Consider the following 25,368-nt stretch of genomic DNA (forward strand, 5'->3'; position numbering starts at 1 on the left):
CCGGCCCCCGCAACCAAATTCCATTAATAGCGACTGCTGTTAATATGCGACACTAGCTCAGTTGGTAGAGCGCAACCTTGCCAAGGTTGAGGTCACGAGTTCGAACCTCGTGTGTCGCTCCAATATATAGCCTTCATCGTGCTTAACGGTGACAAAAGCGACACTAGCTCAGTTGGTAGAGCGCAACCTTGCCAAGGTTGAGGTCACGAGTTCGAACCTCGTGTGTCGCTCCAGTTTCTTTTTTATAAATGAAAGCAAAGCCTTCATCATCAACAAAGATGAAGCACTCGGACGCGGGGTGGAGCAGCTTGGTAGCTCGTCGGGCTCATAACCCGAAGGTCGTCGGTTCAAATCCGGCCCCCGCAACCAAATACAAGACGATAGATTGAATGCTTATTTATTAGCACAATCCTAAGTCGTCGACGGATGCGCCGCTTGATTCAATTCCTGCTTCTCGCAACCAATCACATCGCTCTTTTCATAATGCTGCGAAGCATGAATCCCCAAAAACTAAATTTTATCCGCATCATATGATGTCGGACGATTTCGTTTGTGTTTAAAACACGATATGAATCGGCTGGCGTACAAGCATGATGAGGTTCTGCATGTTTTATCTACTTTAATTAACAGAGTTATCCACATACGTCGTTCTGTGGATAAGTTAGTTGATAAAGTGTTTTTAGCTTGACTTTTTGCGATGGAGAAGAAAGATCTTTTCGCTGAAGGAAAGTCGAAATAATAACGAAATATTGATTAAGTCTTTGTTAATTAAGATAAAAATAAGTTTTTTGTCGGATCGGATACGTTAAAATACGATCATTAACTGGTATTTTTTTGATCCTAGTCATTTCTCCAAGCTGTGTTTAACTTTTTTCTGCTAGCTTGTTTTTCTTGAATCTCAAATTTTTTTCCACATTACAAAATTGAGAACAAGGTCATGAATTGAACATGTAAAAGTGCTTTCAATCTCTTGCATATAGACTACGCACTATGCGTCTCTTGGTAGCCCCTTCTCGACTATTCTTATTAAGCGCTGCTTTTTCGTCTCTGTAGATGCTTTATTCTCAATGGGGAGTTGATTTAGTTGCTCGGCCAAAGCCCATTTTATGTGTTCATCAAGTAATTTATTTTCACCTTGTCGACTTTCTAACGCATCAATGACTCGTTGACTGTATTCTGCATTACCAAGTGCGACAGCAATATTACGCAGCCACTGTATATGACCAATGCGACGAATAGCGGAGCCTTCCATATTTTTTAGAAAAGTCGCTTCATCCCAGTTAAACATGTCAACGAGATCCGGGTTTTTGAAACTATCGCGACGATGGAAATCACTCTGCTCCGTTATGTCGGCGTAGCGATTCCATGGACAAACCAATTGGCAGTCGTCACAGCCATAAATGCGGTTACCCACTGGCTTGCGAAACTCTTCAGGGATCACGCCATCGAACTCGATGGTGAGGTAAGAGATGCAGCGTCTAGCATCGACAACTTTGTCTTCAACGATGGCTTGTGTTGGGCATGAGGTAATACATGCTTTGCATTTACCGCACTGGTCAACGCTTGGCTCGTCAACGGGAAGTGGCAAGTCGATAAGTAACTCGCCTAAAAAGAACCACGAGCCACAGTCCTGATCTAAAATCAGGGAATGTTTCCCTGTCCAGCCTAAGCCTGCTTTTTGGGCGAGTGGTCGCTCCAATATTGGTGCGGAGTCGACGAAAGGTCGGTAACCATACTGACCAACTTCTTGTTCAATAAGTTTGCCAAGTTTATTCAGTTGTTTTCTGACGAGCTTGTGATAATCACGCCCTAATGCATAGCGACTAATATAGGCATGATTTTTATTTGCTAGGTTCGAAGCGAATTGTGCTTCTGGTGGTAGGTAGTCCATCCGAACGCTGATCACACGAACGGTTCCCGGGAGTAGCTCATTGGGTCTAGCTCGCATCATACCGTGACGAGCCATCCAGTCCATTGAGCCGTGATAGCCTGCATCGAGCCATTTTTGCAGTGCGGCTTCATGCTCACTCAGATCAACGTCGCAGATCCCAACTTTTTGGAAGCCGAGCTCTTTTCCCCAAATTTTGATTTGTTGTGCGAGTTGTTCGTAGTTCATGCTAACCACCGGAATAAAAGGGGGGCGGATCTTAACGGATCTCTGGCTTTGGTGCTACCCAGTTATGGACGTTTTTGATGCTGTGAATACTGCTTATTGAAGTCATTTGCATATATTCTAAATCTAGGTCGATACTAAGGTGATTAAGATACCGTTCCATGGATACTTTTTTCGCACATATGACATTTGAAAGCTTGTCTCTCAAAACCAACACGGTTTACTATTCCTGTTCTTTTGATTTTTATATAGTCAACGATCATTAGTTAGAGAAGCATCAATGAGCACGAAACAATTCAATTTAAAAGATGAGCACGAAACGGTTGCACTAGGTACCGCTCTGGCTCACCTTTGTTCGCAACAAACCACAATTTATCTGCATGGTGATTTGGGTGCAGGTAAAACAACCTTTAGTCGTGGTTTTGTCCGTGCTCTTGGCCATCAAGGTAACGTGAAAAGCCCAACTTATACTCTAGTCGAACCGTATCAGTTGGATCAGTGGCAAGTGTACCATTTCGATCTTTATCGTCTTGCGGATCCTGAAGAGCTTGAGTTCATGGGGATTCGAGATTACTTCACAGATGATGCAATTTGCTTGGTTGAATGGCCTGAAAAAGGGCATGGTTTGTTGCCACAACCGGATCTTGATGTGAACATTCGCTACCAAGGTGAGCAGCGTGTAGCCGAACTAACAGCTAATAATGATTATGGTGTGCAGTTACTCAGTCGATTGGAGCTATGTTGAGTTTTTCAAATTTTAGAGTAGTGGCGACGTTTGTCGCCACTTTTCTCCTTCTCATCCCCAATTTAGCATTTGCTAACGTCGTTAAGAGTTTTCGAGTTTGGCCTTCTCCTGATGAAACGCGTGTTGTCATCGATTTAGGCTCGGAAGCTGACTATTCCTATTTCTCTTTATCCGGACCGGATCGTCTTGTCGTGGATTTAAAAAGCACGACCATGCAGGCCAAACTGCCTGTTACTGTTACGGACAGCCCGGTTTTAAAGCTAGTTCGAAAAAGCTCTCCGCCAGAGAAGGGCACCTATCGTTTGGTGTTTGAACTGAAAAAGAGCGTTCAAGCGGAATTGTTTAAATTAAGCCCAACACCTGGCGGGCAATATGGTCACCGTTTGGTGATTGACCTGCCGCACGGTAAGAAAGCATCGACTTCAGCCTCTAAACCGAGCAAGCCAGCGGCGACCAGTAAAGACATGAGTTCAGTACAACGAGCTCAAGAAGTCTTGATCGTTATCGACCCTGGTCACGGTGGTGAAGATCCTGGCTCTATTGGCCCTTCACGCCGTAAGTACGAGAAAGACGCGGTATTGAGTATCTCAAGAAAAATTGCTGCTCAGCTCGATGCTACGCCTGGGATTAAAACGCGTATGACACGTACCGGAGATTACTTTGTGAATCTAAACCGTCGTGTAGCCATTGCCCGTGAAAATGATGCGCACTTACTGATTTCCATTCACGCTGATGCGTTTACATCACCGAAGCCTCGCGGAGGTTCGGTTTTCGTGCTGAATACCCGTCGTGCAAATACTGAAATTGCTCGCTGGGTTGAGAACCATGAGAAACAATCTGAAATATTAGGTGGTTCGGGTAATGCGTTCTTCACTAAAACCAAAGATCGTAACGTGAACCAAACTTTGTTGGACTTGCAGTTTAGTCATTCACAAAAAGAAGGGTATAAGCTGGCAACAGAAATCCTTGGTGAGATGGGGCGTGTTGCGCACCTGCATAACACCAAGCCGATTAATACTAGCCTTGCTGTTTTACGCTCTCCGCAGATTCCGTCTGTATTAGTGGAAACGGGCTTTATTTCTAACCCAACAGAAGAGCGGTTGCTGTTTCAACGAGCGCACCAAGATAAGTTAGCTCAGGCGATCACCAAGGCGGTCGTTAAGTACTTAAAAGATAATCCACCAGAGGGTACGGTATTCTCGCCTTCAGCGAAGCCAATGGTGCATACCGTAAAACGTGGCGAGTCGTTATCGGTGATTGCGAATAAATATGGGCTTAGCTCTAAAGCGCTGATGTCGGCAAACAACTTGAAGTCGACTGGGTTGGCAATTGGTCAGAAGCTCAAAATCCCTTCTGCTGGCACGATTAAAGTGCCAAGTAAACCGATTACTGTTGAGACAGAAACCATTATTCACAAGGTTAAGTCAGGTGAGTTCTTAGGTAAGATCGCGAGTCACTATAAAGTGAAGGTTTCAGATATCCGCCGTGAGAACAACTTGAAGTCAGATACCTTGTGGGTAGGACAAAAGTTGAAGATAACCGTCGCTGTTAAAGATAAGCCGATCCGTAAGCACAAAGTTTCTCGAGGTGAATACCTTGGTAAAATAGCGTCCAAATACGGCGTCAGCGTTTCGAGCATTCGTAAAGCGAACAACTTACGCTCTGATCAGCTGGCGGTTGGGCAAGTTCTTATCATTCCAAACAAGTAGGTGAGCTTTTAACTCATTATGACGATTAAAATTTTGCCAGCTAGACTTGCAAACCAAATCGCAGCAGGGGAAGTGGTCGAAAGACCCGCCTCTGTGATTAAAGAACTGGTTGAAAATAGTCTTGATTCTGGCGCAACTCGAATCGATATCGATATCGAGAAAGGAGGCGCAAAGCTGATTCGTGTTCGTGATAACGGCAAAGGTATCGCGAAAGATGAACTCGGCTTAGCGCTCAGTCGTCATGCTACATCTAAGATACATACCTTGGATGATCTTGAAGCCATCATGAGTCTAGGTTTTCGCGGAGAAGCGTTAGCCAGTATTAGCTCAGTCTCGCGTTTGACGCTCACATCGCGTCCTGCGGCACAAGAAGAAGCCTGGAGTGCCTACTCCGAAGGGCGTGATATGCAGGTGAAGCTTAAGCCTGCAGCGCACCCGATTGGTACGACTGTTGAGGTGTTGGATTTATTTTTTAATACTCCCGCGCGTCGCAAATTTCTGCGTACGGAGAAAACCGAATTTGCTCATATTGATGAGTTATTGAAACGCATTGCGTTAAGTCGCTTTGATGTCACCATCAATGTGCGCCATAACGGCAAGATCATTCGTCAATATCGTGCGGCGAAAAATCAGCTTCAAACCGAAAAACGTATTGCAGCTGTCTGCGGTAACGCGTTTGTTCGACACATGCTCAGAATCGAGCTTGAGCATCAAGGGTTAAAGCTACATGGTTGGATCACCACACCAGAAGGAGCAAGGCAGCAAAGCGATTTACAGTATTGCTATGTGAATGGCCGAATGATGCGTGACAAATTAATCAATCACGCGATTCGTCAAAGCTATGAAATGAGCTTAAAGCCAGATCAGTTCGCTGCCTATGTGCTCTTTATTGAGTTAGACCCGCACCAGGTAGATGTGAATGTCCACCCTGCTAAGCATGAAGTGCGTTTCCACCAAGCTCGCTTAGTGCATGATTTCATCTATCAAGCTTTGGCGGATGCACTTGCGCAAAGCGCCGTGATTGATAAACCACAGGTTAATGAATCCGCATTTCATCGTGTGGAACCGACTGAGTCCGAAGAGGTTGAGCATTCGCCTGAGCCTGAAACAGTGCAAAGGCCGACACCTTCACCAGTTCCAGAGCGTGTTTATCAAGCGATAGAAAGTGCACCGGCTTATCCTGGACGCAGTGATTATGAAGTCAAACCTCGCGATCGCAGTCCTAGGGATACTTCCGTGCGAGAAGCTCGCGTTGCGGACTCGTTCAAGCGTACTGATTGGGTGGAATCCAAACCCGCACCAAAGCCAAGTCACAGTAAAGAGCGCCACGTAGAACCAGCGCCAACTAAACAAGAAGTACGCGCTTATCACGAGCTGTTGAAAACGCCAGAGTTTGAGTCTCAACCCGTAACGCCGATAGTGCCCCAAAAGGCAACTTCGCATGCATCACTTCCATCGATTAGTGCATTAGGCAAAGCGCTAGTGATGGTCGATGAGCAATTTGTTTTGATGAGCAGTGACAGTGGGGCGGCGTTAGTCTCGTTACCTAGAGCGGAATTTTATCGTGTAAAAGGGCAGCTCACTCCAAGCGATGGCGCGCTTAAAGCACAGCCTTTACTCGTTCCTCTATCTATTAAGTTAGAGGCCGAGTTAGTGAAGCTGGCTCAAGATTATCAACAAGATTTGGCGTTACTTGGCATTCAATTGAAAGCGAGAAATGAGCAAGCCTTAATGGTGATGGGCGTTCCCGCGCCGCTACGTCAACAAAACTTACAAAATCTAGTACCAGATCTGTTATCTTACGCGCAATCTTGTGTGAAGGAAGGTATAGCAACGGCTCAGATGCTGTCTGAGTTGATAGATTGGCTCGCATTGCAGGTCACGACAGTGAAGAGTCACTATACTTTTTCTGAAGCAATTCAAATTATTGCGGAACTTGAACAGCTAAGAGATGGTCAATTGCCATTAGAAGATACAAAATTCGTATCCGCTGTTGATTTCTCTGCCACGATAGCCAAATTAAAACCATGACAGATAAACTACCTTTGGCGCTATTTTTAATGGGGCCAACAGCATCAGGCAAAACTGAGTTGGCGATTCGTCTTCGTCAAAAGTTCCCGGTTGAGATCATCAGTGTTGATTCTGCTTTGATCTATAAAGGGATGGATATCGGTACGGCGAAACCGGATGAAAAAGAGTTAAGTTTAGCGCCTCATCGCTTGATTGATATTTTGGATCCGAGCGAATCTTACTCTGTAGCCGACTTTCGTCGTGATGCATTGAAAGCGATGGATGATATTGTTGCAGAAGGAAAAATTCCACTCTTAGTGGGTGGGACAATGCTGTATTATAAGGCGCTACTTGAAGGTTTATCCCCACTTCCTGCTGCAAATCCTGAAATTCGTCAGCAAATTGAACAAGAAGCATTGACTAAAGGTTGGTCAGTGTTGCACGATGAACTCAAAGAGGTTGATCCTGTATCAGCAGCGAGAATCCATCCCAATGATCCCCAACGTTTATCTCGGGCATTGGAAGTTTTTCGTATTTCAGGTAAAACTTTGACTGAATTGACTCAAACGAAAGGTGAAAGCCTGCCATACCGAGTCAAGCAGTTTGCAATAGCTCCCAAGGATAGGGCAGAACTTCACCGTCGAATTGAACTTCGTTTCGAAAAGATGATGGAAGCGGGCTTTGAAGAAGAAATGAAAGCGCTACATTCGCGAAAAGATCTTCACCCCGATCTTCCTTCCATACGATGCGTCGGTTACCGACAGATGTGGGAGTATTTAGATGGGGAGTGTACACGTGACGAAGCTGTATTTCGTGGCGTATGCGCGACTCGTCAATTGGCCAAGCGTCAAATCACCTGGTTACGCAGCTGGGATGACTTAACTTGGTTGGATAGCGAGAACATTGAACAGGCATTAGAAACGATGTCGGAAGCAATAGCATCTGATTGACATAGCTGTGTATAATGTGATCGTTTTTGCGTGAACGCACTCTCAAAGGATCTGTTGTTGGCGGTTTTTATACTATGCTGCTAATTACTTAGAGTGCATTTTTGATTCGTTTAGCTCAGATGCAAAAGCAGTATCTTTTGCATTGCACCACTAGCTAAATAATTACAACTACAAATTAAATAAGGAAAATAAAATGGCTAAGGGGCAATCTCTACAAGACCCATTTCTAAACGCGCTACGTCGTGAGCGTATCCCGGTATCTATCTACCTTGTGAATGGTATTAAACTACAAGGTCAGATCGAATCGTTCGATCAATTTGTGATCCTGCTGAAGAATACTGTTAACCAAATGGTGTACAAGCACGCGATCTCAACAGTTGTGCCGGCTCGTCCAGTGAGCCATCACAGCGGTGAACGTCCACAAGGTGAGCGTCCACAAGAGAAATCAGAAGATTAATTCTTCATCGAGTATTTTTAAAATAAGGAGTTGATTGCTTGTTTGACCGTTATGAATCCGGTGAGCGAGCCGTACTTGTTCATATCAACTTCACGCAAGAAGGTGAATGGGAAGATCTGGCTGAGTTCGAAATGCTGGTTTCTTCTGCTGGGGTAGAGGCGCTACAAGTGGTAACTGGTAGTCGTCAATCCCCACACCCGAAATACTATGTCGGAGAGGGTAAGGCCCAAGAGATTGCTACTGCGGTACAGTCGACAGGTGCCGAAATTGTGATTTTTAATCACGCCCTCTCTCCTGCCCAAGAACGTAACCTCGAAGCACTGTGCCAATGTCGAGTTCTCGACCGCACTGGTCTTATTCTCGATATCTTTGCTCAACGAGCTCGAACACACGAAGGTAAGCTACAGGTAGAGCTGGCTCAACTTCGTCATATCTCTACTCGTTTGATTCGTGGTTGGACGCACCTTGAAAGGCAGAAAGGGGGGATTGGTTTACGTGGCCCGGGTGAAACCCAGCTGGAAACCGACCGTCGCTTATTGCGTGACAGAATCAAAGCCATCCTGCGACGCTTAGACAAAGTAGCGAAGCAGCGTGAACAAGGGCGCCGCGCCCGAAATCGAGCTGAAATCCCAACGGTTTCACTCGTGGGTTACACCAACGCGGGTAAGTCGACACTCTTCAACCGTATTACAGAAGCTGGCGTGTATGCCGCTGATCAACTATTTGCTACTTTGGACCCGACTTTACGTAAGATAGAGTTAGCAGATGTTGGGCCTGCCATTTTGGCTGACACGGTTGGTTTTATTCGACATTTGCCTCACGACTTGGTTGCGGCCTTCAAGGCAACCTTGCAGGAAACGCAAGAAGCTGACATTTTGTTACATGTTGTTGATGCCAGTGATGAGCGTTTTCGTGAGAATATTCAAGCTGTTCATGAAGTACTAGAAGAGATCGATGCACATGAAGTGCCGACTCTGGTTGTCATGAACAAAATCGACAATCTAGATTCGCAGAAACCACGTATAGAACGAGACGAGGAAGGCGTACCTCGCGCAGTTTGGGTTTCAGCAATGGATGGGTTGGGCATTGATGTCCTGTTTGAGGCACTGACGGAACGTCTGGCGTCACAAATGGTCGAGCATCAGTTGCGAATTCCTCCACAGTATCAAGGACGATTCCGTAGTACCTTCTTCCAAATGAAGTGTATTCAACGTGAGGAATATGACCAGGATGGTAACTTGTTGATCGATATTCGAATGCAGCAAGTAGATTGGTCTAGACTTGAAAAAAGAGAAGGGGCAGTTTTGACTGGCTTTATAGTCACTTAAAGGACTGCTACAGTATAACGTCATATCAAATGATGGAGCTTTCTAATGGCGTGGAATGAGCCTGGAAATAACAACGGCAACAATGGCCGCGATAATGACCCTTGGGGTAATAATAATCGTGGTGGCCAGCGTCCTGGTGGCCGAGATCAAGGTCCGCCAGATTTAGATGAAGTGTTCAATAAACTGAGTCAAAAACTGGGTGGCAAGTTTGGTAAAAAAGGCGGCGGTGGTTCTCCAATCGGCGGCGGTGGTGGTAGTGCAATTGGCTTTGGCGTGATTGCTCTTATTGCTGTTGCAGTTTGGTTCTTCGCTGGTTTTTACACCATCGGTGAAGCAGAGCGTGGTGTTGTGCTGCGTTTAGGTAAATACGATCGTATCGTAGACCCAGGCCTTAACTGGCGCCCTCGTTTTATTGATGAATACGAAGCGGTAAACGTACAAGCGATTCGTTCACTACGTGCATCTGGTCTAATGCTGACTAAAGACGAAAACGTCGTAACAGTCGCGATGGATGTTCAGTACCGAGTGACTGACCCATACAAATACTTGTACCGTGTAACCAATGCAGACGACAGCTTGCGTCAAGCAACGGATTCTGCACTACGTGCAGTAATTGGTGACTCATTGATGGATAGCATTCTAACCAGTGGTCGTCAGCAAATTCGTCAAACTACGCAAGAAACACTGAACCAAATCATTGATAGCTATGATATGGGTCTGGTACTTGTTGACGTAAACTTCCAGTCTGCGCGTCCACCAGAGCAAGTGAAAGATGCGTTTGATGATGCAATCGCAGCTCGTGAGGATGAAGAGCGTTTCATCCGTGAAGCTGAAGCATACAAGAACGAAATCTTGCCGAAGGCAACGGGTCGTGCTGAACGTTTGAAGAAAGAAGCACAAGGTTACAATGAGCGTGTCACTAACGAGGCTCTTGGTCAGGTAGCACAGTTCGAAAAACTACTACCAGAATACCAAGCGGCACCAGGTGTAACGCGTGACCGTCTGTACATTGACGCAATGGAAGAGGTGTACTCAAGCACTTCGAAAGTGTTGATTGACTCGGAATCAAGCGGCAATCTTCTGTACCTTCCAATCGATAAGTTGGCGGGCCAAGAAGGTCAGGCAGACACAAAACGTAAATCGAAGTCATCTTCAACCTACGATCAAATTCAACTGGAGTCTGAGCGTACACAAGAAGACACTTCGAACACGCAGTCTCGTTCAACAGGTTCACGTCAAGGGAGATACTAAGAATGCGTAAGTTAATGATCCCTGTATTGGTAATCGCACTGGCATTAATGTTGATGTCTCTGTTTGTGATTCCTGAAGGTGAGCGCGGTATCGTGGTTCGATTTGGTCGTGTTCTTAAAGACAACAACGACATCACTCGAATTTACGAGCCTGGTTTGCATTTCAAGATGCCTCTGTTTGACCGTGTGAAACAACTTGATGCACGTATCCAAACGATGGATGGCCGTGCAGACCGTTTCGTAACGTCTGAGAAAAAAGACGTTATTATTGATACCTACGTGAAGTGGCGTATTGAAGACTTTGGTCGTTACTACCTAGCGACAGGCGGTGGTAATTCGCTAACGGCGGAGGCACTACTTGAGCGTAAAGTAACGGATGTGCTTCGTTCTGAAATCGGTGCTCGTGAAATCAAACAGATTGTATCTGGTCCACGTAACGATGATGTACTACCAGAAGATGCAAGTGCAGATGTTGTCGCAACTGAAGCGGCACGTGAAGCGCTTGAGATTGATGGTGAACGTGACCTAATTATGTCTGAAGTGTTGAAAGACACGCGTGAAAGCGCGATGAAAGACTTGGGTGTTCGTGTTGTTGATTTCCGCATGAAGAAAATCAACCTGCCTGATGAAATCAGTGAGTCTATCTACCGTCGTATGCGTGCAGAGCGTGAGTCTGTAGCTCGTAAGCACCGTTCTCAAGGTCGTGAGAAAGCGGAAGTTATTCGTGCTCAAGCTGAGCTAGAAGTGGCAACCATTCTAGCTGAAGCTGATAAGACTGCTCGTGTAACACGAGGTGAAGCGGATGCAGAAGCAGCGAAGATTTATGCTGAAGCATACAACAAAGACCCTGAATTCTTTAGCTTCCTACGTTCGCTACGTGCGTATGAGAAGTCCTTCAGCTCTAAGAGCGATATCCTGGTACTTGATCCGAAGAGTGAGTTCTTCCAATACATGAACCAGTCGAAGGGCGGTATGGAGAAATAATCTCAGCGTCAAATGAAACAAAAGGCTCCTTAGGGAGCCTTTTTTGTATCTGATGTTAAGTGCTAGCTCATCATTATGGCGATTACGGCTCCAGCAACTACTAGGCAGCCACCGATGCGTCGTAGCTGATTGTTGGGCTGTTCACTTAATTGAGCCACCATATTCCGCCAACCGTTTGGAGCAATGAGTGGTCCAATGCCTTCCACGATCAAGACGAGCCCAATCGCCAACCATATGGATTCAGACATACCGCTTTCCAGTCGAATAAAGAAAACTAAATACTATCAGTGATATGCTGATTTCAAAATGAGCAAAGCAGCAAGATGACATTCTGGTAGCAACTCTGTGAACAAAAAATGACTGCAAGAAGCGTGATTCGGTGCTAGAATCCATTTTTAACTAGCAATCAGACTTGGAAAGATGGGAAATAACGTAGTCGTTCTAGGCACCCAATGGGGTGACGAAGGTAAAGGTAAAATCGTAGACCTTTTAACTGAAGATGCAAAATACGTGGTACGCTACCAAGGCGGTCACAACGCAGGTCATACTCTCGTAATTGACGGTGAAAAAACCGTTCTTCACTTAATTCCATCAGGTATCCTTCGCGATAACGTAAAATGTGTTATCGGTAACGGTGTTGTACTATCACCTGAAGCTCTACTTAAAGAAATGAAACCTCTTGAAGAGCGCGGTATTCCAGTACGCGAGCGTCTTTTCATTTCTGAAGCATGTCCGCTAATTCTTCCTTACCACGTTGCAATGGACCAAGCTCGCGAAATCGCTCGCGGTAAAAAAGCTATCGGTACAACAGGTCGTGGTATCGGTCCAGCATACGAAGATAAAGTTGCTCGTCGCGGTCTACGCGTTGGCGACCTATTCGATATGGAATCGTTCGCTGAGAAGCTAAAAGAAGTCATGGAGTTCCATAACTTCCAACTCGTTAACTTCTACAAAGCGGAACCAGTAAGCTACGAAGCTGTGCTTGAAGAAGCAAAAGGCTACGCAGAGCTACTTACTTCAATGGTTATCGACGTAACTGACGAACTAGACGCAGCACGTAAGCGCGGCGATAAGATCATGTTCGAAGGTGCACAAGGTACGCTACTTGATATCGACCACGGTACTTACCCATACGTAACGTCTTCTAACACGACTGCTGGTGGTGTTGCTGCAGGTTCAGGTTTTGGTCCTCGTCACATCGGTTACATCTTGGGTATCGCGAAAGCGTACTGTACTCGCGTTGGTGCAGGTCCATTCCCGACTGAACTATACGACGGTCTAGATAAGCAAGATCCAATTGGTAAGCATTTAGGTGAAGTTGGCCACGAGTTCGGTGCGACAACTGGTCGTCTACGTCGTACTGGTTGGTTCGATGCTGTTGCTATGCGTCGTGCAATTCAAATCAACTCTGTATCTGGTTTTTGTCTAACTAAACTAGACGTACTAGATGGTCTAGAAGAGCTAAAAATCTGTACTGGTTACAAGATGGAAGATGGCTCTGTGCTAGAAGTTTCTCCGATGGCTGCTGAAGCATTCGAAAAAGCGACGCCAATCTACGAAACTATGCCTGGTTGGTCTGAGAACACATTCGGTGCTAAAGCGCTAGAAGATCTACCACAAGCGGCTCTTAACTACATCAAGCGTATTGAAGAGCTAACAGGTGTGCCTGTAGATATCATTTCAACAGGTCCTGACCGTAACGAAACTATCATTAAGGTTCATCCATTCGAAGCTTAATTGATAGTCGTTAAAGATTGCAAAAGCCGACCTTCTGGTCGGCTTTTTTGTATCTGAACAAAAAACGGCAGTGATTCTCATATGGCAAATTTTTGCCGCTGAGTCTAAGTCAGAGGCAAAAATTGTCTAAAGCTTAACTGGCTTTTGCCGATAAGGTTATCAAGCAGAGGAGATCCTTCATCGATCTTTGGTTTCTTAGATACCTTAAAGAGTACGTTTATGAAGTTACGAACAGTGGCTGCTTCACTGTTATTGACCTTGGTAGCTACCACAGCGAAAGCCAATGTTGCTGATGTGGGGGCGCCAGTTCCTATCTACACCGAAGCAGAGCTGATAAAGCTTATTGAGCAAAATAAGCACTTACAACGTGTGCGCGCTGATAACTGCCAGCTGGTGGAGGATATCGTTGCTCGTGCGACTCGAATTAACTTACCCGCTTATGAATTTCTATACGGAGATATGTTGGCTTGGGGTGTGTGTGTTGAGCAAGATGTCGAACTGGGTCTTTACTACATCGAAAATGCAGCACATCAAGGATTACCTGCCGCGCTAGAGCAGATTGGTCGATACTATTCGCGTGGCACTTTAGTGCAGCAAGATAAAGAGCGAGCGATTCCTTACTTGCGAGAAGCCGCCTCAATGGGAAACCTAAATGCGCGTATTCATTTAGCCGAATTACTCCTGCGTGATTACGGCAGCCCACTTGATTACGAAGATGCGTATCGTTGGCTATATAACTCTGTCACAGCAGATAAGCGGCAGCATAAGCGCATCACTGTATTGAGAAATGGCCTCGAGCAGCGCATGCCACAAAATGTTATTGCTCGAGCTAAACGGCGAGACACCTTTTGGTAACGTCCTATCAAGGCAAACAACTTCATACAACAAAGCCCACATAATGTGGGCTTTGTTGTTTTCCCGAAGAGTAATCTTGAGCGATTAAACGACTTTGTGTGGACCGAAGCATTCGTAATGGAATTGCTCTTGTGGTACGCCAAGTTCTAATAGTTGTTTCGCTACGTGCTGCATGAACCCGACAGGGCCACAGAAGTACACCTGCACGTTATCTTGCTTTAATGCGGCTTCAATTTCATACAGATTGACAAAACCCGTGAAGTGGAAGTCTTCACCTAGCTTGTCTTCTGCCGTTGGGTGGTTATACCAAACGAGCGCGTTCATGTTTTCTTTCGCCGCGACTAGTTGGTTCACGTGTTGCTTGAAAGCATGCTGTTGACCATTTTCTGTTGCATGAACCCAAGTTACAGGTGCTTGATGTGCTGAGAGACTTTCTAGCATGGACAGCGTTGGCGTAAGTCCTACACCTGCAGAAATTAGAACAACGGGTGTTTGTGGTTCGGCATCCATAAAGAAATCACCGGCAGGGGCGGCAAGCTGCACTTTTTCGCCAATGTTCAGGCTATCGTGCAGGAAGTTCGATACTTTTCCGCCTTCTTCACGTTTTACCGAGATACGGTAAGTGTTCTCTTGGACCGCAGAAGATAGGCTATATTGGCGAATTTCTTGGTTTTCTAACTGGTCACTGTTGATATAGATGCCAAGATATTGTCCCGGTTTATACGGTGCCACTTTTTGGCCATCGGTTGGCTTGAACACAAAGCTGCAAATGTGTTCGCTCTCGATTTGTTTATCGACTAATTCAAATTCGCGTAGACCGCGCCAGCCGCCTTCCAAAGCTTCATTTTGTTGGTAAATTTGTTCTTCGCGCTGAATAAATACATTCGCAAGTACGCCGTAAGCCTCAGCCCAAGCATCCAACACTTCTTGACCTGGATTAAATAACTCATCAATCGTCGCAAGTAGATGTTTACCAACGATTTGGTACTGATCTTCTGTGATCAAAAAGCTCGTGTGTTTATGCGCAATTTTTTCTACTGCGCCAAGTAGAGCTGGCAAATTTTCAATATTGGCAGCATAGGCGCAGATGGCGTTGAATAGCGCTTCACGCTGATCGCCGTTACGCTGGTTACTCATATTAAAAATATCTTTCAACTCTGGGTTATGAGTAAACATACGTTCGTAAAAGTGCGCGGTCAGTTTTGGTCCCGTTTCGGCGATAAGTGGTGCGGTCGCTTTGACGATCTCGATGGTTTGATTGCTGAGCATATGGGCTTCCTACTTTAAGTTGTATTTATAATGCATGTTTAAAGTTGTATCTCAAATGTATCTTTCGATCAAGAAAAGATTTACACTTTTATCGATAGCTCAAGTTTGGCGTTTTAGTGTCACCAGCGAGTTATTGAATCGCACTTTGGGAGAGAATATGCAGTTAACGAGCTTTACTGATTATGCGTTGAGAACCTTAATTTTCTTGGCTTCGTTGCCGGAAGATGAGTTAACTAATATCACTGAAGTGACGGATTTATTTGGTGTGTCACGTAACCATATGGTCAAAGTTATCAACCGTTTAGGGCAACTAGGCTATGTCCACACCGTGCGTGGAAAAAACGGTGGTATTCGGCTGATGAAACCTGCTTCTGAAATCACAGTAGGTGGTGTCGTGCGAGATTTAGAGCCGTTAGATTTGGTCAATTGCGGCGTAGATTTTTGCCATATTACCCCTGCCTGTCGCCTCAAAGATAAATTGGCAAAAGCAAAAAGTGCCTTTTTGGCGGAGCTGGATGATTGCACGATCGAATCCTTGTTGAGCGACAATTCTGAGTTGTTGATCTTACTGGCTCGTCCTTAACTCATTTGCACGTCTAGAGTCGATCTCGATCATTCTTTTTTCAAAGCAATTCTGTAGCTTATCGAGAGACTCAGATATACTAGCCATATACCTTCCTTGCTAGATAGGCGTGCCTATGTCAGACAATATTCCAAACGATCCTTTTGCAGATCGTGAATCCAAAAATTACGAAAATCCAATTCCAAGCCGAGAGTTTATCATCGAGTTTCTAGAACAAGCGGGCGTTCCAATGAATCGCAACGACTTGTTTGAGGCACTAAAGCTTGAGGGCGAAGAGCAATACGAAGGGTTGCGTCGTCGGCTACGTGCGATGGAGCGAGATGGTCAACTGGTGTTTACCCGCCGTCAGTGCTACGCATTGCCTGAAAAACTTGAAATGGTGAAAGGTTACGTGATTGGTCATCGTGATGGCCACGGTTGGGTGCGTCCAGAAGGCAGCGTCGGCAAGGATGATGATATTCTGTTACCGCACCATCAAATGAAGAACATCATCCACGGTGACTTTGTTTTAGTGCAACCTACAGACAACAGCAAGCGCGGTCGTCGTGAAGGGCGCTTGGTTCGAGTGTTAGAGGAGCGTAATGATCAAATCGTCGGTCGTTTCTTCCTCGAATATGGTTATTCCTATGTTGTCCCTGATGACTCGCGTATCAGCCAAGATATTTTGATCCCAAATGAGCACAAAGCGGGTGCACGCATGGGTAACGTGGTCGTGATTGAAATTACTGATCGTGGCTCACGCTCACGTGGCATGATGGGTAAAGTGGTTGAAGTACTTGGTGAAAATATGGCACCAGGTATGGAAACGCAAATTGCGATTCGTACACACCAAATTCCTCACGAGTGGCCAGAGGCCGTCGATAAACAAATCGAAAACTTAGGCGAAGAAGTACCAGAAGAAGCCAAAGTTGGTCGTGTGGATCTACGTGAGTTACCACTTGTGACCATTGACGGCGAAGACGCGCGAGACTTTGATGATGCTGTTTACTGTGAGAAGAACAAAGAAGGTGGTTGGCGTTTATGGGTAGCGATTGCTGACGTCAGTTACTACGTTCGCCCTGACTCTGCGCTGGATAAAGAAGCCATCAACCGTGGTAACTCGGTGTACTTCCCATCGCAAGTAGTGCCAATGCTACCGGAAGTGCTATCAAATGGTTTGTGTTCACTTAACCCACAAGTTGATCGCTTGTGTATGGTGTGCGAAATGACCATTTCCGATACTGGTAAGCTGTCTGGTTACAAGCATTACGAGGCGGTGATGAACTCGCACGCTCGCCTCACTTACAGCAAAGTGAGCGCGATTTTAGAAGGAGATGAGGAACTACGTGAGCGTTACCAGCCGCTTGTTTCTCATCTAGAAGAGCTGCACAAGATGTACAAAGTGCTGAAAGAAGCACGAGATCAACGCGGTGCAATCGAATTTGAAACCATTGAAACCAAGTTTATCTTCAATGCGGAACGTAAAATCGAAAGCATTGAGCCAGTGATTCGTAATGACGCGCACAAGATCATCGAAGAATGTATGATTTTAGCCAACATTGCTTCGGCATCGCTGGTAGAAAAAGCGAAAGAGCCTGCGCTTTATCGTATCCACGAATCTCCAGGTGAATTACGCCTGCAAGGTTTCCGAGACTTCTTAAGTGAACTTGGTCTTGAGCTAAAAGGTGGTTTAGAGCCTTCACCAACGGACTATGCTGATCTCGCGCGTCAAATCTCTGGGCGTCAAGATCAAGAGTTGATTCAGACCATGCTGCTACGCTCAATGAAGCAAGCGGTATACAACGCAGATAACGCGGGGCACTTTGGATTGGCACTGAAACGCTATGCGCACTTTACGTCGCCAATTCGTCGTTACCCTGACTTGTTACTTCACCGTGCAATCAAGTATCTGATTGCGAAAGAAGAAGGTCGTAATCAAGATCGCTGGACACCAACGGGTGGCTACCATTACTCGTTTGACGACATGGATTTTTACGGCGAACAATGTTCGATGACAGAGCGCCGTGCTGATGATGCAACACGTGATGTTGCGGATTGGTTGAAGTGTGAATACATGCAAGACCACGTCGGTGACGAACTAGACGGCGTGATTGCTAATGTCACTAGCTTTGGCTTCTTTGTACGTTTAACGGATTTGCACATCGATGGTTTGGTGCATATTTCTACCCTTGCGAACGACTACTATCAATTTGACCCGATTGGTCAACGACTTATTGGTGAAAGTTTCGGTAACATCTATCGCTTAGGTGATGCAGTAAAAGTAAAAGTACTGGCTGTTAACCTCGATGATAAGCAAATTGACTTTGAATTGGTCGAAACAAGTCGTAAGCTACGCGGTGAAGGTAAGACTGCGAAGAAACGCGCAGCGGAAGCAAAACGCAAAGCGAAAGATAAAAAACGCGCTGCGACTCGCTCTTCATCGAAAGAAGGTGGCGCGCCTCGCGCAGTTCCTGCGATAGAGCCAACTAAGCGTCCAGAAGAAACGGGCGCAGTGAGTAAGCGTAATGGCCCCAAACGTGATGACGCCGAAGGCAAAAAGAAGCCTAAAGTGAAAAAAGCACGTAAAAAAAAGCCACACAGTAAGCCGAAGAAAACCAAGCGCACTAAAAAAGAAGCGTAGTAGGCTGAAGCGCCAGCTCAGTTCAAACTCGGCTGGCGCAGGCAATACGACCCGAACAACAGGTTAAACAATGAGTAACGAATTTATCTACGGCATTCACGCAGTGAAAGCGGTATTGGAGCGCGAACCAGAGCGTTTTATCGAGGCATACGTTTTAAAAGGTCGTCAAGATGATCGCCTGATGCCAATCCTAAATGATCTTCAGGTTTGTGGTGTCTCTATTCAACAAATGACGCGTAAAACTCTGGATGATAAAGCGCGTGGTGCAAATCACCAAGGCATCATTGCTCGCGTAAAACCAGCAAAACAGCTGAACGAGAACGACATTGATGACATCTTAGCTCAGCATGAATCACCGCTACTGTTAGTGCTGGATGGTGTGACGGACCCGCACAACCTTGGTGCGTGTTTGCGTAACGCAGATGCGGCAGGCGCTGCGGCGATCATCGTACCGAAAGATCGTTCTGCACCAATGAATGCAACGGTAAGTAAAGTAGCATGTGGCGCTGCAGAGGTTGTGCCTTTGATTCGTGTAACCAACCTTGCACGTACAATGCGTACGCTACAGGAAAAAGGGATTTGGTTTGTGGGTACGGCTGGTGAAGCTACGCACGACATTTATCAAGCTAAGCTCACTGGTCCTCTTGCTATCGTGATGGGTGCTGAAGGTGATGGTATGCGTCGTCTTACTCGCGAAACCTGCGATGATTTAATTAAGATCCCTATGGCGGGCAGTGTATCAAGCTTGAACGTATCAGTGGCTTCTGGTATCTGTTTGTTTGAAGCGGTTCGTCAGCGTTTGGCTGCCCAAAAATAAGGCGAGCACACTAAGCGTCGCTGAGTGTGACACTGAGTGACATCAAGATTAAGCACACAGGATGGGGAACCATCCTGTGTTATTTTAGCTAGGGAATTTATGACCCAACAAGATATTAAATTGATTGCTTTTGATCTGGATGGAACACTGCTTGATAGCGTGCCAGATCTTGCCGTAGCGGCCGATCAAGCAGTTCAGGCGTTAGGCTATCCTTCTGTATCAGAAGAGCAGGTGCGTGATTACGTTGGTAATGGTGCAGATATATTGATTGGACGTGCATTAAGCCAAAGCATGACCATCAGCAGTGATTTGAGTGATGAGCTGCGTGCTAAAGCGCGTGAGCTGTTTGATGAATACTACAAGCAAAGCGGCCATAAGCTAAGTCACCTTTACCCAACAGTAAAAGAGACGCTTGAAGAGCTACACCAAGCTGGTTTTACGATGGCGATTGTGACGAACAAGCCCTCGAAATTCGTACCAGAAATTCTAGAGCAGCATGACATCGCCAAGTACTTCGTAGACGTATTAGGTGGTGACGCGTTTCCAGAGAAAAAACCAAACCCGGTGGCGCTGAACTGGCTAATGGAAAAGCACCAGGTAAAACCAGCAGAGATGCTGATGGTTGGGGATTCGAAAAACGATATCTTGGCGGCGAAAAATGCGGGTTGTGCTTCATTTGGTTTAACTTACGGTTATAACCACGGCGAGCCCATTTCGGCTTCGAACCCTGACGTAGTGGCGAACCGCCTCGCGGAATTACTGGAAGTCGTCGCTGTTTCTGCATAACGGCAACAAAAGATCTTCCAAAATACTTGTTAATGAGTACACTGAGTAAACCGTGCGCTAAAAGCCGCACGGTTTTTCATTTTAATTAGATTAAGAAGTCAAAGGAATCATTCTAATGAGCAAACCCATTGTATTGAGTGGTGTTCAACCGTCAGGTGAACTAAGTATCGGTAACTACTTGGGTGCTCTACGTCAATGGCAGCAGATGCAAGACGATTATGATTGCCAATACTGTGTAGTAGACCTTCATGCGATTACGGTTCGTCAGGATCCTAAAGCACTGCATGAAGCGACATTAGATGCACTGGCAATTTGTCTGGCAGTTGGTGTTGATCCGAAGAAGAGCACGCTATTTGTTCAGTCACACGTACCAGAGCATGCTCAACTTGGTTGGCTTCTTAACTGTTACACGCAAATGGGTGAGCTGAGCCGTATGACTCAGTTTAAAGACAAATCGGCACGTTACGCGAATGACGTAAACGTGGGGCTGTTTGATTACCCTGTGTTGATGGCAGCAGATATTTTGCTTTACGGCGCACACCAAGTGCCAGTTGGTAGCGACCAGAAACAGCATCTTGAGTTAGCACGTGATATCGCAACGCGTTTTAACAACATCTACTCACCAGAGAGTCCGATTTTTACCGTTCCTGAGCCGTACATTCCAACAGTCAATGCACGTGTGATGAGTCTTCAAGACGCGACGAAGAAAATGTCGAAGTCAGATGATAACCGTAAGAACGTGATTACTCTGCTTGAAGAGCCAAAGTCGATCATCAAGAAGATCAACAAGGCGCAAACAGACACCGAAACCCCACCAAGCATTCGCCATGATATCGAGAACAAAGCGGGTATCGCGAACCTAATGGGACTTTACTCTGCGGCGACAGGAATGAGCTTTGAAGATATCGAAGCCAAGTACAAAGGCGTAGAAATGTATGGTCCATTTAAGAAAGATGTTGGCGAGGCGGTTGTAGCAATGCTGGAGCCAATTCAAGCAGAATACCATCGTATTCGCGCTGATCGTGCTTACATGGATGAGGTAATGCAGCAAGGTGCAGAAAAAGCATCGGCTCGCGCTGCTGAAACGCTGAAGAAAGCATACAAAGCGGTAGGCTTTGTCGCTCGCCCATAGTCGCTAAGAATAGATTACAAAAAGCTCCACGTTGGTGGAGCTTTTTTTATACTTTTTACTGGAATGGCGTGTCTTTCATGCAACGTTCCATATCGTAATATTCAACACGTCCTCGAGCACCTAAAAAGGCGGACTTCACCACCATGCCTCTATCAATGAAGTAACTGAGCTGCACGCATGATATATCGTAGCTAAGTTCTTTAATTCTTGCTGGGATCCAGTAGGTTCCTGGTGTTCTTAGACGCTGGGTAAAAGTAATAACACCCTCGTCACTGACCTCTAACTCTTCAATTCCATCCAGCTCATTTTTGGCTGATTCGATGATGTTTTGATTCGCGGTAGGTTGAAGTGGCTCACTGGCGGTCAATTGACATCCCGTTATCAAGCCAAGTAAGAAGAGAGCTAGCGCACTGCGTTGAATTTTTTTCATTTATCGTTCCTGGGTTTACTGCTAATGAGATCTTAATGTCTCGCGCAGGTGTTATATCTTTTGTGTATGAATTTGGCTAGTGAATAAGGAGAAGTTATTGAGCAAATGATGAAAATTTTGAAGTATAAGGGTCATGTGTAAGAAAAAGCCAAGCGAATAATAGGTGACTTAAGTTTAGACATGGCTATAAAAATGAAAATCAAAGCTTTCTAAATTAGTGATTAATTATATTTTCATTTATAACAAAGTGAGCTTGGTTAATAAGCCACTTCACGAGCGATGTATTTTCTACTCCTTAACATGAAGTGAAAAAATAAACTGAGTAATTAATCTAAATTTTGATTTGTTTATCAATAGCGTCCTGTATTTATTACAAAAAATGTTTGAATGGGATGTTCTGGCATATTTTCTTACATTCACATGTGATTCATTTCACGGCTTTAATTGCTCATTCTTATTTATTTCATAAATAAACCTGATAGTAGACGCAAATGGTAGGCTCTGATCAGAGCTAAGTTTGCATTTACATAAATATCAGGTATGACAATGGACACGTTAATCAAACCCTCAATACTCGCACTAACCATCGCCAGTGCACTTAGCGCAAACGCGAACGCAGAGATTATTATTTCCCAGTATGTGGAAGGCGGCGCTTATAATAAAGCGGTCGAGATCGCCAATACAGGTGATACTGCGGTGACACTCACAGGCTATGAATTAGCAAAATCTTCGAATGGTGGCGGCTCGTGGGGCAGCACTCTTGATCTTAGTGACGTAACGTTACAAGCGAAGCAAGTGTATGTGCTTGCTCATGGCGATGCGAGCGAAGCAATAAAGGCGGTTGCGGATTACACTGATAAAAATGTAGCGAACTTTAACGGCGACGATCCTTTGGCACTTCTTAAAGATGGGGAAGTGCACGATATATTAGGTGTGATGGGGGACGTGGATTTCGCTAAAGACACCACGTTAGTTCGTAACAGTGATGCGCTTACACCTTCAAATACCTACCAATCCACTCAGTGGACAGCCTTACCTAAAGATAATATTGATGGTTTAGGGGAATTAAATACAACTGAGCCACCTGCGCCATTTGCTTGTGAAGTAGATGGACAAGAACCAGCCTTTACCACCATCCAAGAGATTCAAGGTGAAGGTGCTTCTTCTCCATTTATTGATGGTTACCCTTACATCACGACCGAAGATCACTTCGTAACTGGTGTGGTCAGTGCGGTAACAACAGGCTTAACTAAAGGCTTCTACCTGCAAGCACTTGAGAATGATGGCAACGACAAGACATCTGAAGGTTTGTTTATTCACACCGATGTTGCCGATACAGAGCTGAAAGCCGGTGATGTTGTTTGTGTGAAAGGGAAAGTACAAGAGTATTACAGCAACACTCAGCTTTCTTCTGATGCAAACAGTTATATAAAAACAGGCACATCCAATGCCTCTTTGGTTACTCCGTTAACGATTAAGGAAGGGGAAACACTACGTGATGCACTAGAGCGTCATGAAGGTATGCAAGTTGAGCTCAGCTCGGCTAGCGAACTTTTCGTTACTCGTAACTTTTCTTACGATTATGACTCTCGACGCAACAACATGATGCTATCTCATGAAGCACCGTTGTTTAAGCCGACTCAATTGCATGCAGCAGAGAGTGACGCTGCGGTTGCCCTTGCCAAAGAGAATGCGGCCAACCGTATTTACTTGGAATCGGATAGCAAAGCGCCAAATGGTCAAATCCCATATTTCCCAACGTTTGCAAAAGATCTTGACCAAAATGGCTCTTCTGAGCAGCACATTCGCCTAGGCTCTCGTGTCGAAGGCCTGCAAGGTGTAGTGAATTACAGCTACAACGAGTACCGCCTAATTGCGACCAATGAAGTTGATAGCAGCAACTTTGTCACGTCAGGTGATGACTTTGACGTTGCGCGTAAAGCGGCGCCAGCCATTGCAGATTCTGATTTACGAGTGGCGAGCTTTAACGTTCTTAACTACTTCACTTCGGTTGCTGACAGCGGTCACGACAACCCAACCGGGCAAAATCGTGGCGCGACAAACCTTGATGAGTTCTTGATCCAGCAAGCGAAAATCGTTTCAGCAATGAATAAGATGGACGCGGACATCATTGGCTTGATGGAAGTAGAAAACAACGGCTTTGGTGATGGCAGTGCTATCCAAAACTTGGTTGATGCTTTAAACGCTGAGATTGATGACGTGGAAGATCATTACACGTATGTCGAAATCGAAGAGCAAGACAAATACCAAGAGGAATACTTTGGCAGTGATGCGATCATGGTTGCGATCTTATATCGTGCTAACGCAGTAACACCAAAAGAAGCAGCAAAAGTCATTGTGACGCCAGAGCAACATATTGCAGAGAACACCATTACTCGTAAAGAGGGCACTGAAAGTAACCCTGCATACGACAAATATCAACGCCATAGCTTATTACAAACCTTCACAGTGAAAGAGACTGGCGAAGATCTTTCAGTGGTCGTGAACCACTTTAAATCGAAAGGTTCTGAATGTATTGAAGAGTGGATTGCTGGTGTAGAAGACTCAGAACCCGCGGATCTGCAAGGTAACTGCAACAACTTCCGTGTTTCTGCTGCGAAAGTCGTTGGTGAAGCGCTGAAAGATATTGATGGCGATGTGCTCGTCATGGGCGATTTGAACGCTTACGGCAAAGAAGATCCGTTACTTACCCTCACTGATTACTCAAAAGAGAAATACGGCCGTGATATCTACACTGCCGCTTACACAACCATTGGTGGCGGTGAGCTTCAAGTAGAGAAAACCAAGATTGAAAAAGGCTACGGTCTGCACAATTTAAACACCTTGCTGCATGGCGCTGATACGTTCTCGTACACCTATTCAGGCGAGTTGGGGAACTTGGACCATGCATTGGCAAGCAGCAGTTTAGCGCAAAAAGTGGTGGCGATTGAAGATTGGCACATCAACTCCCTAGAAAGTAACTTGTTTGAATACAGCAGCAAATACACGGGTGACATGCCGAAGTACAAAGATGCGTTCTCAGCGTCTGATCATGATCCAGTGATTATTGCTATTGATTTGCCAGATGATGATATCGATTTACCGAAAGCGGGTGAAAACTTAGCGATTGATGTACGTCTACCACCAACTGCGGTTGCGGGCGATATTGTGACAGTGAACTTAACAGCATCCACACAAGCGGCCGCGACAAGCAGTGATGCAAAAGTTTACTCGGCTAGCCAAACCTTGACTCAAACTGACATTGACGCACGCAGCGTGAATATTGAGTTTGAACAAGCGCCAGAACAAGGTAATTACCAGTTAGAAGAGAAAGTGACAGACTCGACAGGTAACGTGGTTAAGTTTAGCGCTGTTCGTGATGTCTCAATGACGCAAACTGAAACGGGTGCAGAAGGTTCGAAGGACTCAGATGGTGGTTCGTTTGGTTTTGGCGCGCTACTCGCGATGCTTGGACTTGGCTTAGTACGTCGCCGCAACTAAGCCTTTATCTCTTAAAATACAGCTGTAAAGACCAAAGGCCAGCCGATGCTGGCCTTTTTATTGCACAAAGACTTGCCTTTCTAGTTTGGTGT

Annotated in this window: 20 protein-coding genes and 3 tRNA genes; 19 read left to right on the top strand and 4 right to left on the bottom strand. The window is 45.5% G+C overall.

Going from position 1 to position 25,368, the window contains the following annotated elements:
* The first annotated feature begins 46 nt into the window (after window positions 1–46).
* The 3 genes from NL644_RS20870 (at window position 47) to NL644_RS20880 (ending at window position 369) form a co-directional block, all read left to right on the top strand.
* Window positions 47–122: transfer RNA gene (locus NL644_RS20870), tRNA-Gly, on the top strand.
* A gap of 35 nt (window positions 123–157) precedes the next feature.
* Window positions 158–233 (top strand) — tRNA-Gly (locus tag NL644_RS20875).
* Between the two features lie 59 nt (window positions 234–292).
* Window positions 293–369: transfer RNA gene (locus NL644_RS20880), tRNA-Met, on the top strand.
* Window positions 370–988: 619 nt separating this feature from the next.
* Here NL644_RS20880 and queG read toward each other — a convergent pair.
* Window positions 989–2,116 carry a tRNA epoxyqueuosine(34) reductase QueG gene (gene queG, locus NL644_RS20885; protein ID WP_047010427.1) on the bottom strand — a complete coding sequence of 376 codons (1,128 nt, stop codon included), beginning with the start codon at window positions 2,114–2,116 and terminating at the stop codon, window positions 989–991.
* Between the two features lie 277 nt (window positions 2,117–2,393).
* Between queG and tsaE the strand changes: the two genes are divergently transcribed.
* The 8 genes from tsaE (at window position 2,394) to hflC (ending at window position 11,546) form a co-directional block, all read left to right on the top strand.
* Window positions 2,394–2,858, top strand: coding sequence for a tRNA (adenosine(37)-N6)-threonylcarbamoyltransferase complex ATPase subunit type 1 TsaE (gene tsaE / locus NL644_RS20890; protein ID WP_005395381.1), 465 nt, complete (start codon window positions 2,394–2,396; stop codon window positions 2,856–2,858).
* Complete coding sequence (locus NL644_RS20895; protein WP_085344841.1) at window positions 2,852–4,567, top strand: LysM peptidoglycan-binding domain-containing protein; 1,716 nt, start codon at window positions 2,852–2,854, stop codon at window positions 4,565–4,567. Before tsaE ends, NL644_RS20895 begins: the two co-directional genes overlap by 7 nt.
* Window positions 4,568–4,585: 18 nt before the next feature.
* On the top strand, window positions 4,586–6,598 hold the full coding sequence (mutL, locus tag NL644_RS20900) for a DNA mismatch repair endonuclease MutL (RefSeq protein ID WP_253658752.1): 2,013 nt from the start codon (window positions 4,586–4,588) through the stop codon (window positions 6,596–6,598).
* Complete coding sequence (gene miaA, locus NL644_RS20905; RefSeq protein WP_005395375.1) at window positions 6,595–7,527, top strand: tRNA (adenosine(37)-N6)-dimethylallyltransferase MiaA; 933 nt, start codon at window positions 6,595–6,597, stop codon at window positions 7,525–7,527. Before mutL ends, miaA begins: the two co-directional genes overlap by 4 nt.
* A gap of 193 nt (window positions 7,528–7,720) precedes the next feature.
* On the top strand, window positions 7,721–7,984 hold the full coding sequence (hfq, locus tag NL644_RS20910) for an RNA chaperone Hfq (RefSeq protein WP_005381379.1): 264 nt from the start codon (window positions 7,721–7,723) through the stop codon (window positions 7,982–7,984).
* A 38-nt stretch (window positions 7,985–8,022) separates the two neighbouring features.
* A complete protein-coding gene (hflX, locus tag NL644_RS20915; RefSeq protein WP_005381380.1) occupies window positions 8,023–9,312 on the top strand; it encodes a ribosome rescue GTPase HflX in 1,290 nt (429 codons plus the stop codon).
* A gap of 45 nt (window positions 9,313–9,357) precedes the next feature.
* Window positions 9,358–10,563 carry an FtsH protease activity modulator HflK gene (gene hflK, locus NL644_RS20920; protein ID WP_005395374.1) on the top strand — a complete coding sequence of 402 codons (1,206 nt, stop codon included), beginning with the start codon at window positions 9,358–9,360 and terminating at the stop codon, window positions 10,561–10,563.
* A 2-nt stretch (window positions 10,564–10,565) separates the two neighbouring features.
* Window positions 10,566–11,546 (top strand): protease modulator HflC, encoded by a 981-nt coding sequence (gene hflC / locus NL644_RS20925; RefSeq protein ID WP_005395373.1) that lies wholly within the window; start codon window positions 10,566–10,568, stop codon window positions 11,544–11,546.
* A 62-nt stretch (window positions 11,547–11,608) separates the two neighbouring features.
* Here the strand turns inward: hflC and NL644_RS20930 are convergent, their stop codons facing one another.
* Window positions 11,609–11,794 carry a DUF2065 domain-containing protein gene (locus NL644_RS20930; protein ID WP_005381383.1) on the bottom strand — a complete coding sequence of 62 codons (186 nt, stop codon included), beginning with the start codon at window positions 11,792–11,794 and terminating at the stop codon, window positions 11,609–11,611.
* 172 nt (window positions 11,795–11,966) lie between these two features.
* Here NL644_RS20930 and NL644_RS20935 point away from each other — a divergent pair, with 172 nt between their 5' ends.
* Both NL644_RS20935 and NL644_RS20940 read left to right on the top strand, forming a co-directional pair.
* Entirely contained in the window at window positions 11,967–13,283 is a 1,317-nt protein-coding gene (locus tag NL644_RS20935) for an adenylosuccinate synthase (RefSeq protein WP_005395372.1), read from the top strand.
* Window positions 13,284–13,502: 219 nt separating this feature from the next.
* Window positions 13,503–14,138: a tetratricopeptide repeat protein gene (locus NL644_RS20940; protein WP_005387944.1), complete on the top strand. Its 636-nt coding sequence runs from the start codon at window positions 13,503–13,505 to the stop codon at window positions 14,136–14,138.
* 84 nt (window positions 14,139–14,222) lie between these two features.
* On the opposite strand, the gene hmpA is transcribed toward NL644_RS20940, so the two are convergent.
* Window positions 14,223–15,407, bottom strand: coding sequence for an NO-inducible flavohemoprotein (gene hmpA / locus NL644_RS20945; protein ID WP_005395371.1), 1,185 nt, complete (start codon window positions 15,405–15,407; stop codon window positions 14,223–14,225).
* Between the two features lie 157 nt (window positions 15,408–15,564).
* On the opposite strand from hmpA, the gene nsrR reads away from it, so the two are divergent.
* The 5 genes from nsrR to trpS all read left to right on the top strand — a co-directional run bounded on the left by nsrR (window position 15,565) and on the right by trpS (window position 21,345).
* Window positions 15,565–15,990 (top strand): nitric oxide-sensing transcriptional repressor NsrR, encoded by a 426-nt coding sequence (gene nsrR, locus NL644_RS20950; RefSeq protein ID WP_005387939.1) that lies wholly within the window; start codon window positions 15,565–15,567, stop codon window positions 15,988–15,990.
* Window positions 15,991–16,105: 115 nt separating this feature from the next.
* Window positions 16,106–18,610, top strand: coding sequence for a ribonuclease R (rnr, locus tag NL644_RS20955; protein ID WP_114324012.1), 2,505 nt, complete (start codon window positions 16,106–16,108; stop codon window positions 18,608–18,610).
* A gap of 70 nt (window positions 18,611–18,680) precedes the next feature.
* Window positions 18,681–19,427, top strand: a complete 747-nt coding sequence (gene rlmB / locus NL644_RS20960) for a 23S rRNA (guanosine(2251)-2'-O)-methyltransferase RlmB (protein WP_005395369.1) — start codon at window positions 18,681–18,683, stop codon at window positions 19,425–19,427.
* A 99-nt stretch (window positions 19,428–19,526) separates the two neighbouring features.
* Window positions 19,527–20,213 carry a phosphoglycolate phosphatase gene (locus NL644_RS20965; protein WP_005395368.1) on the top strand — a complete coding sequence of 229 codons (687 nt, stop codon included), beginning with the start codon at window positions 19,527–19,529 and terminating at the stop codon, window positions 20,211–20,213.
* Between the two features lie 115 nt (window positions 20,214–20,328).
* Entirely contained in the window at window positions 20,329–21,345 is a 1,017-nt protein-coding gene (gene trpS / locus NL644_RS20970) for a tryptophan--tRNA ligase (RefSeq protein ID WP_005395367.1), read from the top strand.
* 55 nt (window positions 21,346–21,400) lie between these two features.
* On the opposite strand, the gene NL644_RS20975 is transcribed toward trpS, so the two are convergent.
* Complete coding sequence (locus tag NL644_RS20975) at window positions 21,401–21,775, bottom strand: hypothetical protein (RefSeq protein ID WP_012841336.1); 375 nt, start codon at window positions 21,773–21,775, stop codon at window positions 21,401–21,403.
* A gap of 546 nt (window positions 21,776–22,321) precedes the next feature.
* Between NL644_RS20975 and NL644_RS20980 the strand changes: the two genes are divergently transcribed.
* Window positions 22,322–25,276, top strand: coding sequence for an ExeM/NucH family extracellular endonuclease (locus tag NL644_RS20980; protein ID WP_253658753.1), 2,955 nt, complete (start codon window positions 22,322–22,324; stop codon window positions 25,274–25,276).
* The last annotated feature ends 92 nt before the right edge of the window (window positions 25,277–25,368 follow it).

The organism is Vibrio sp. Y10_XG_PY6, from assembly GCF_024181795.1.
Taxonomy (GTDB): domain Bacteria; phylum Pseudomonadota; class Gammaproteobacteria; order Enterobacterales; family Vibrionaceae; genus Vibrio; species Vibrio diabolicus.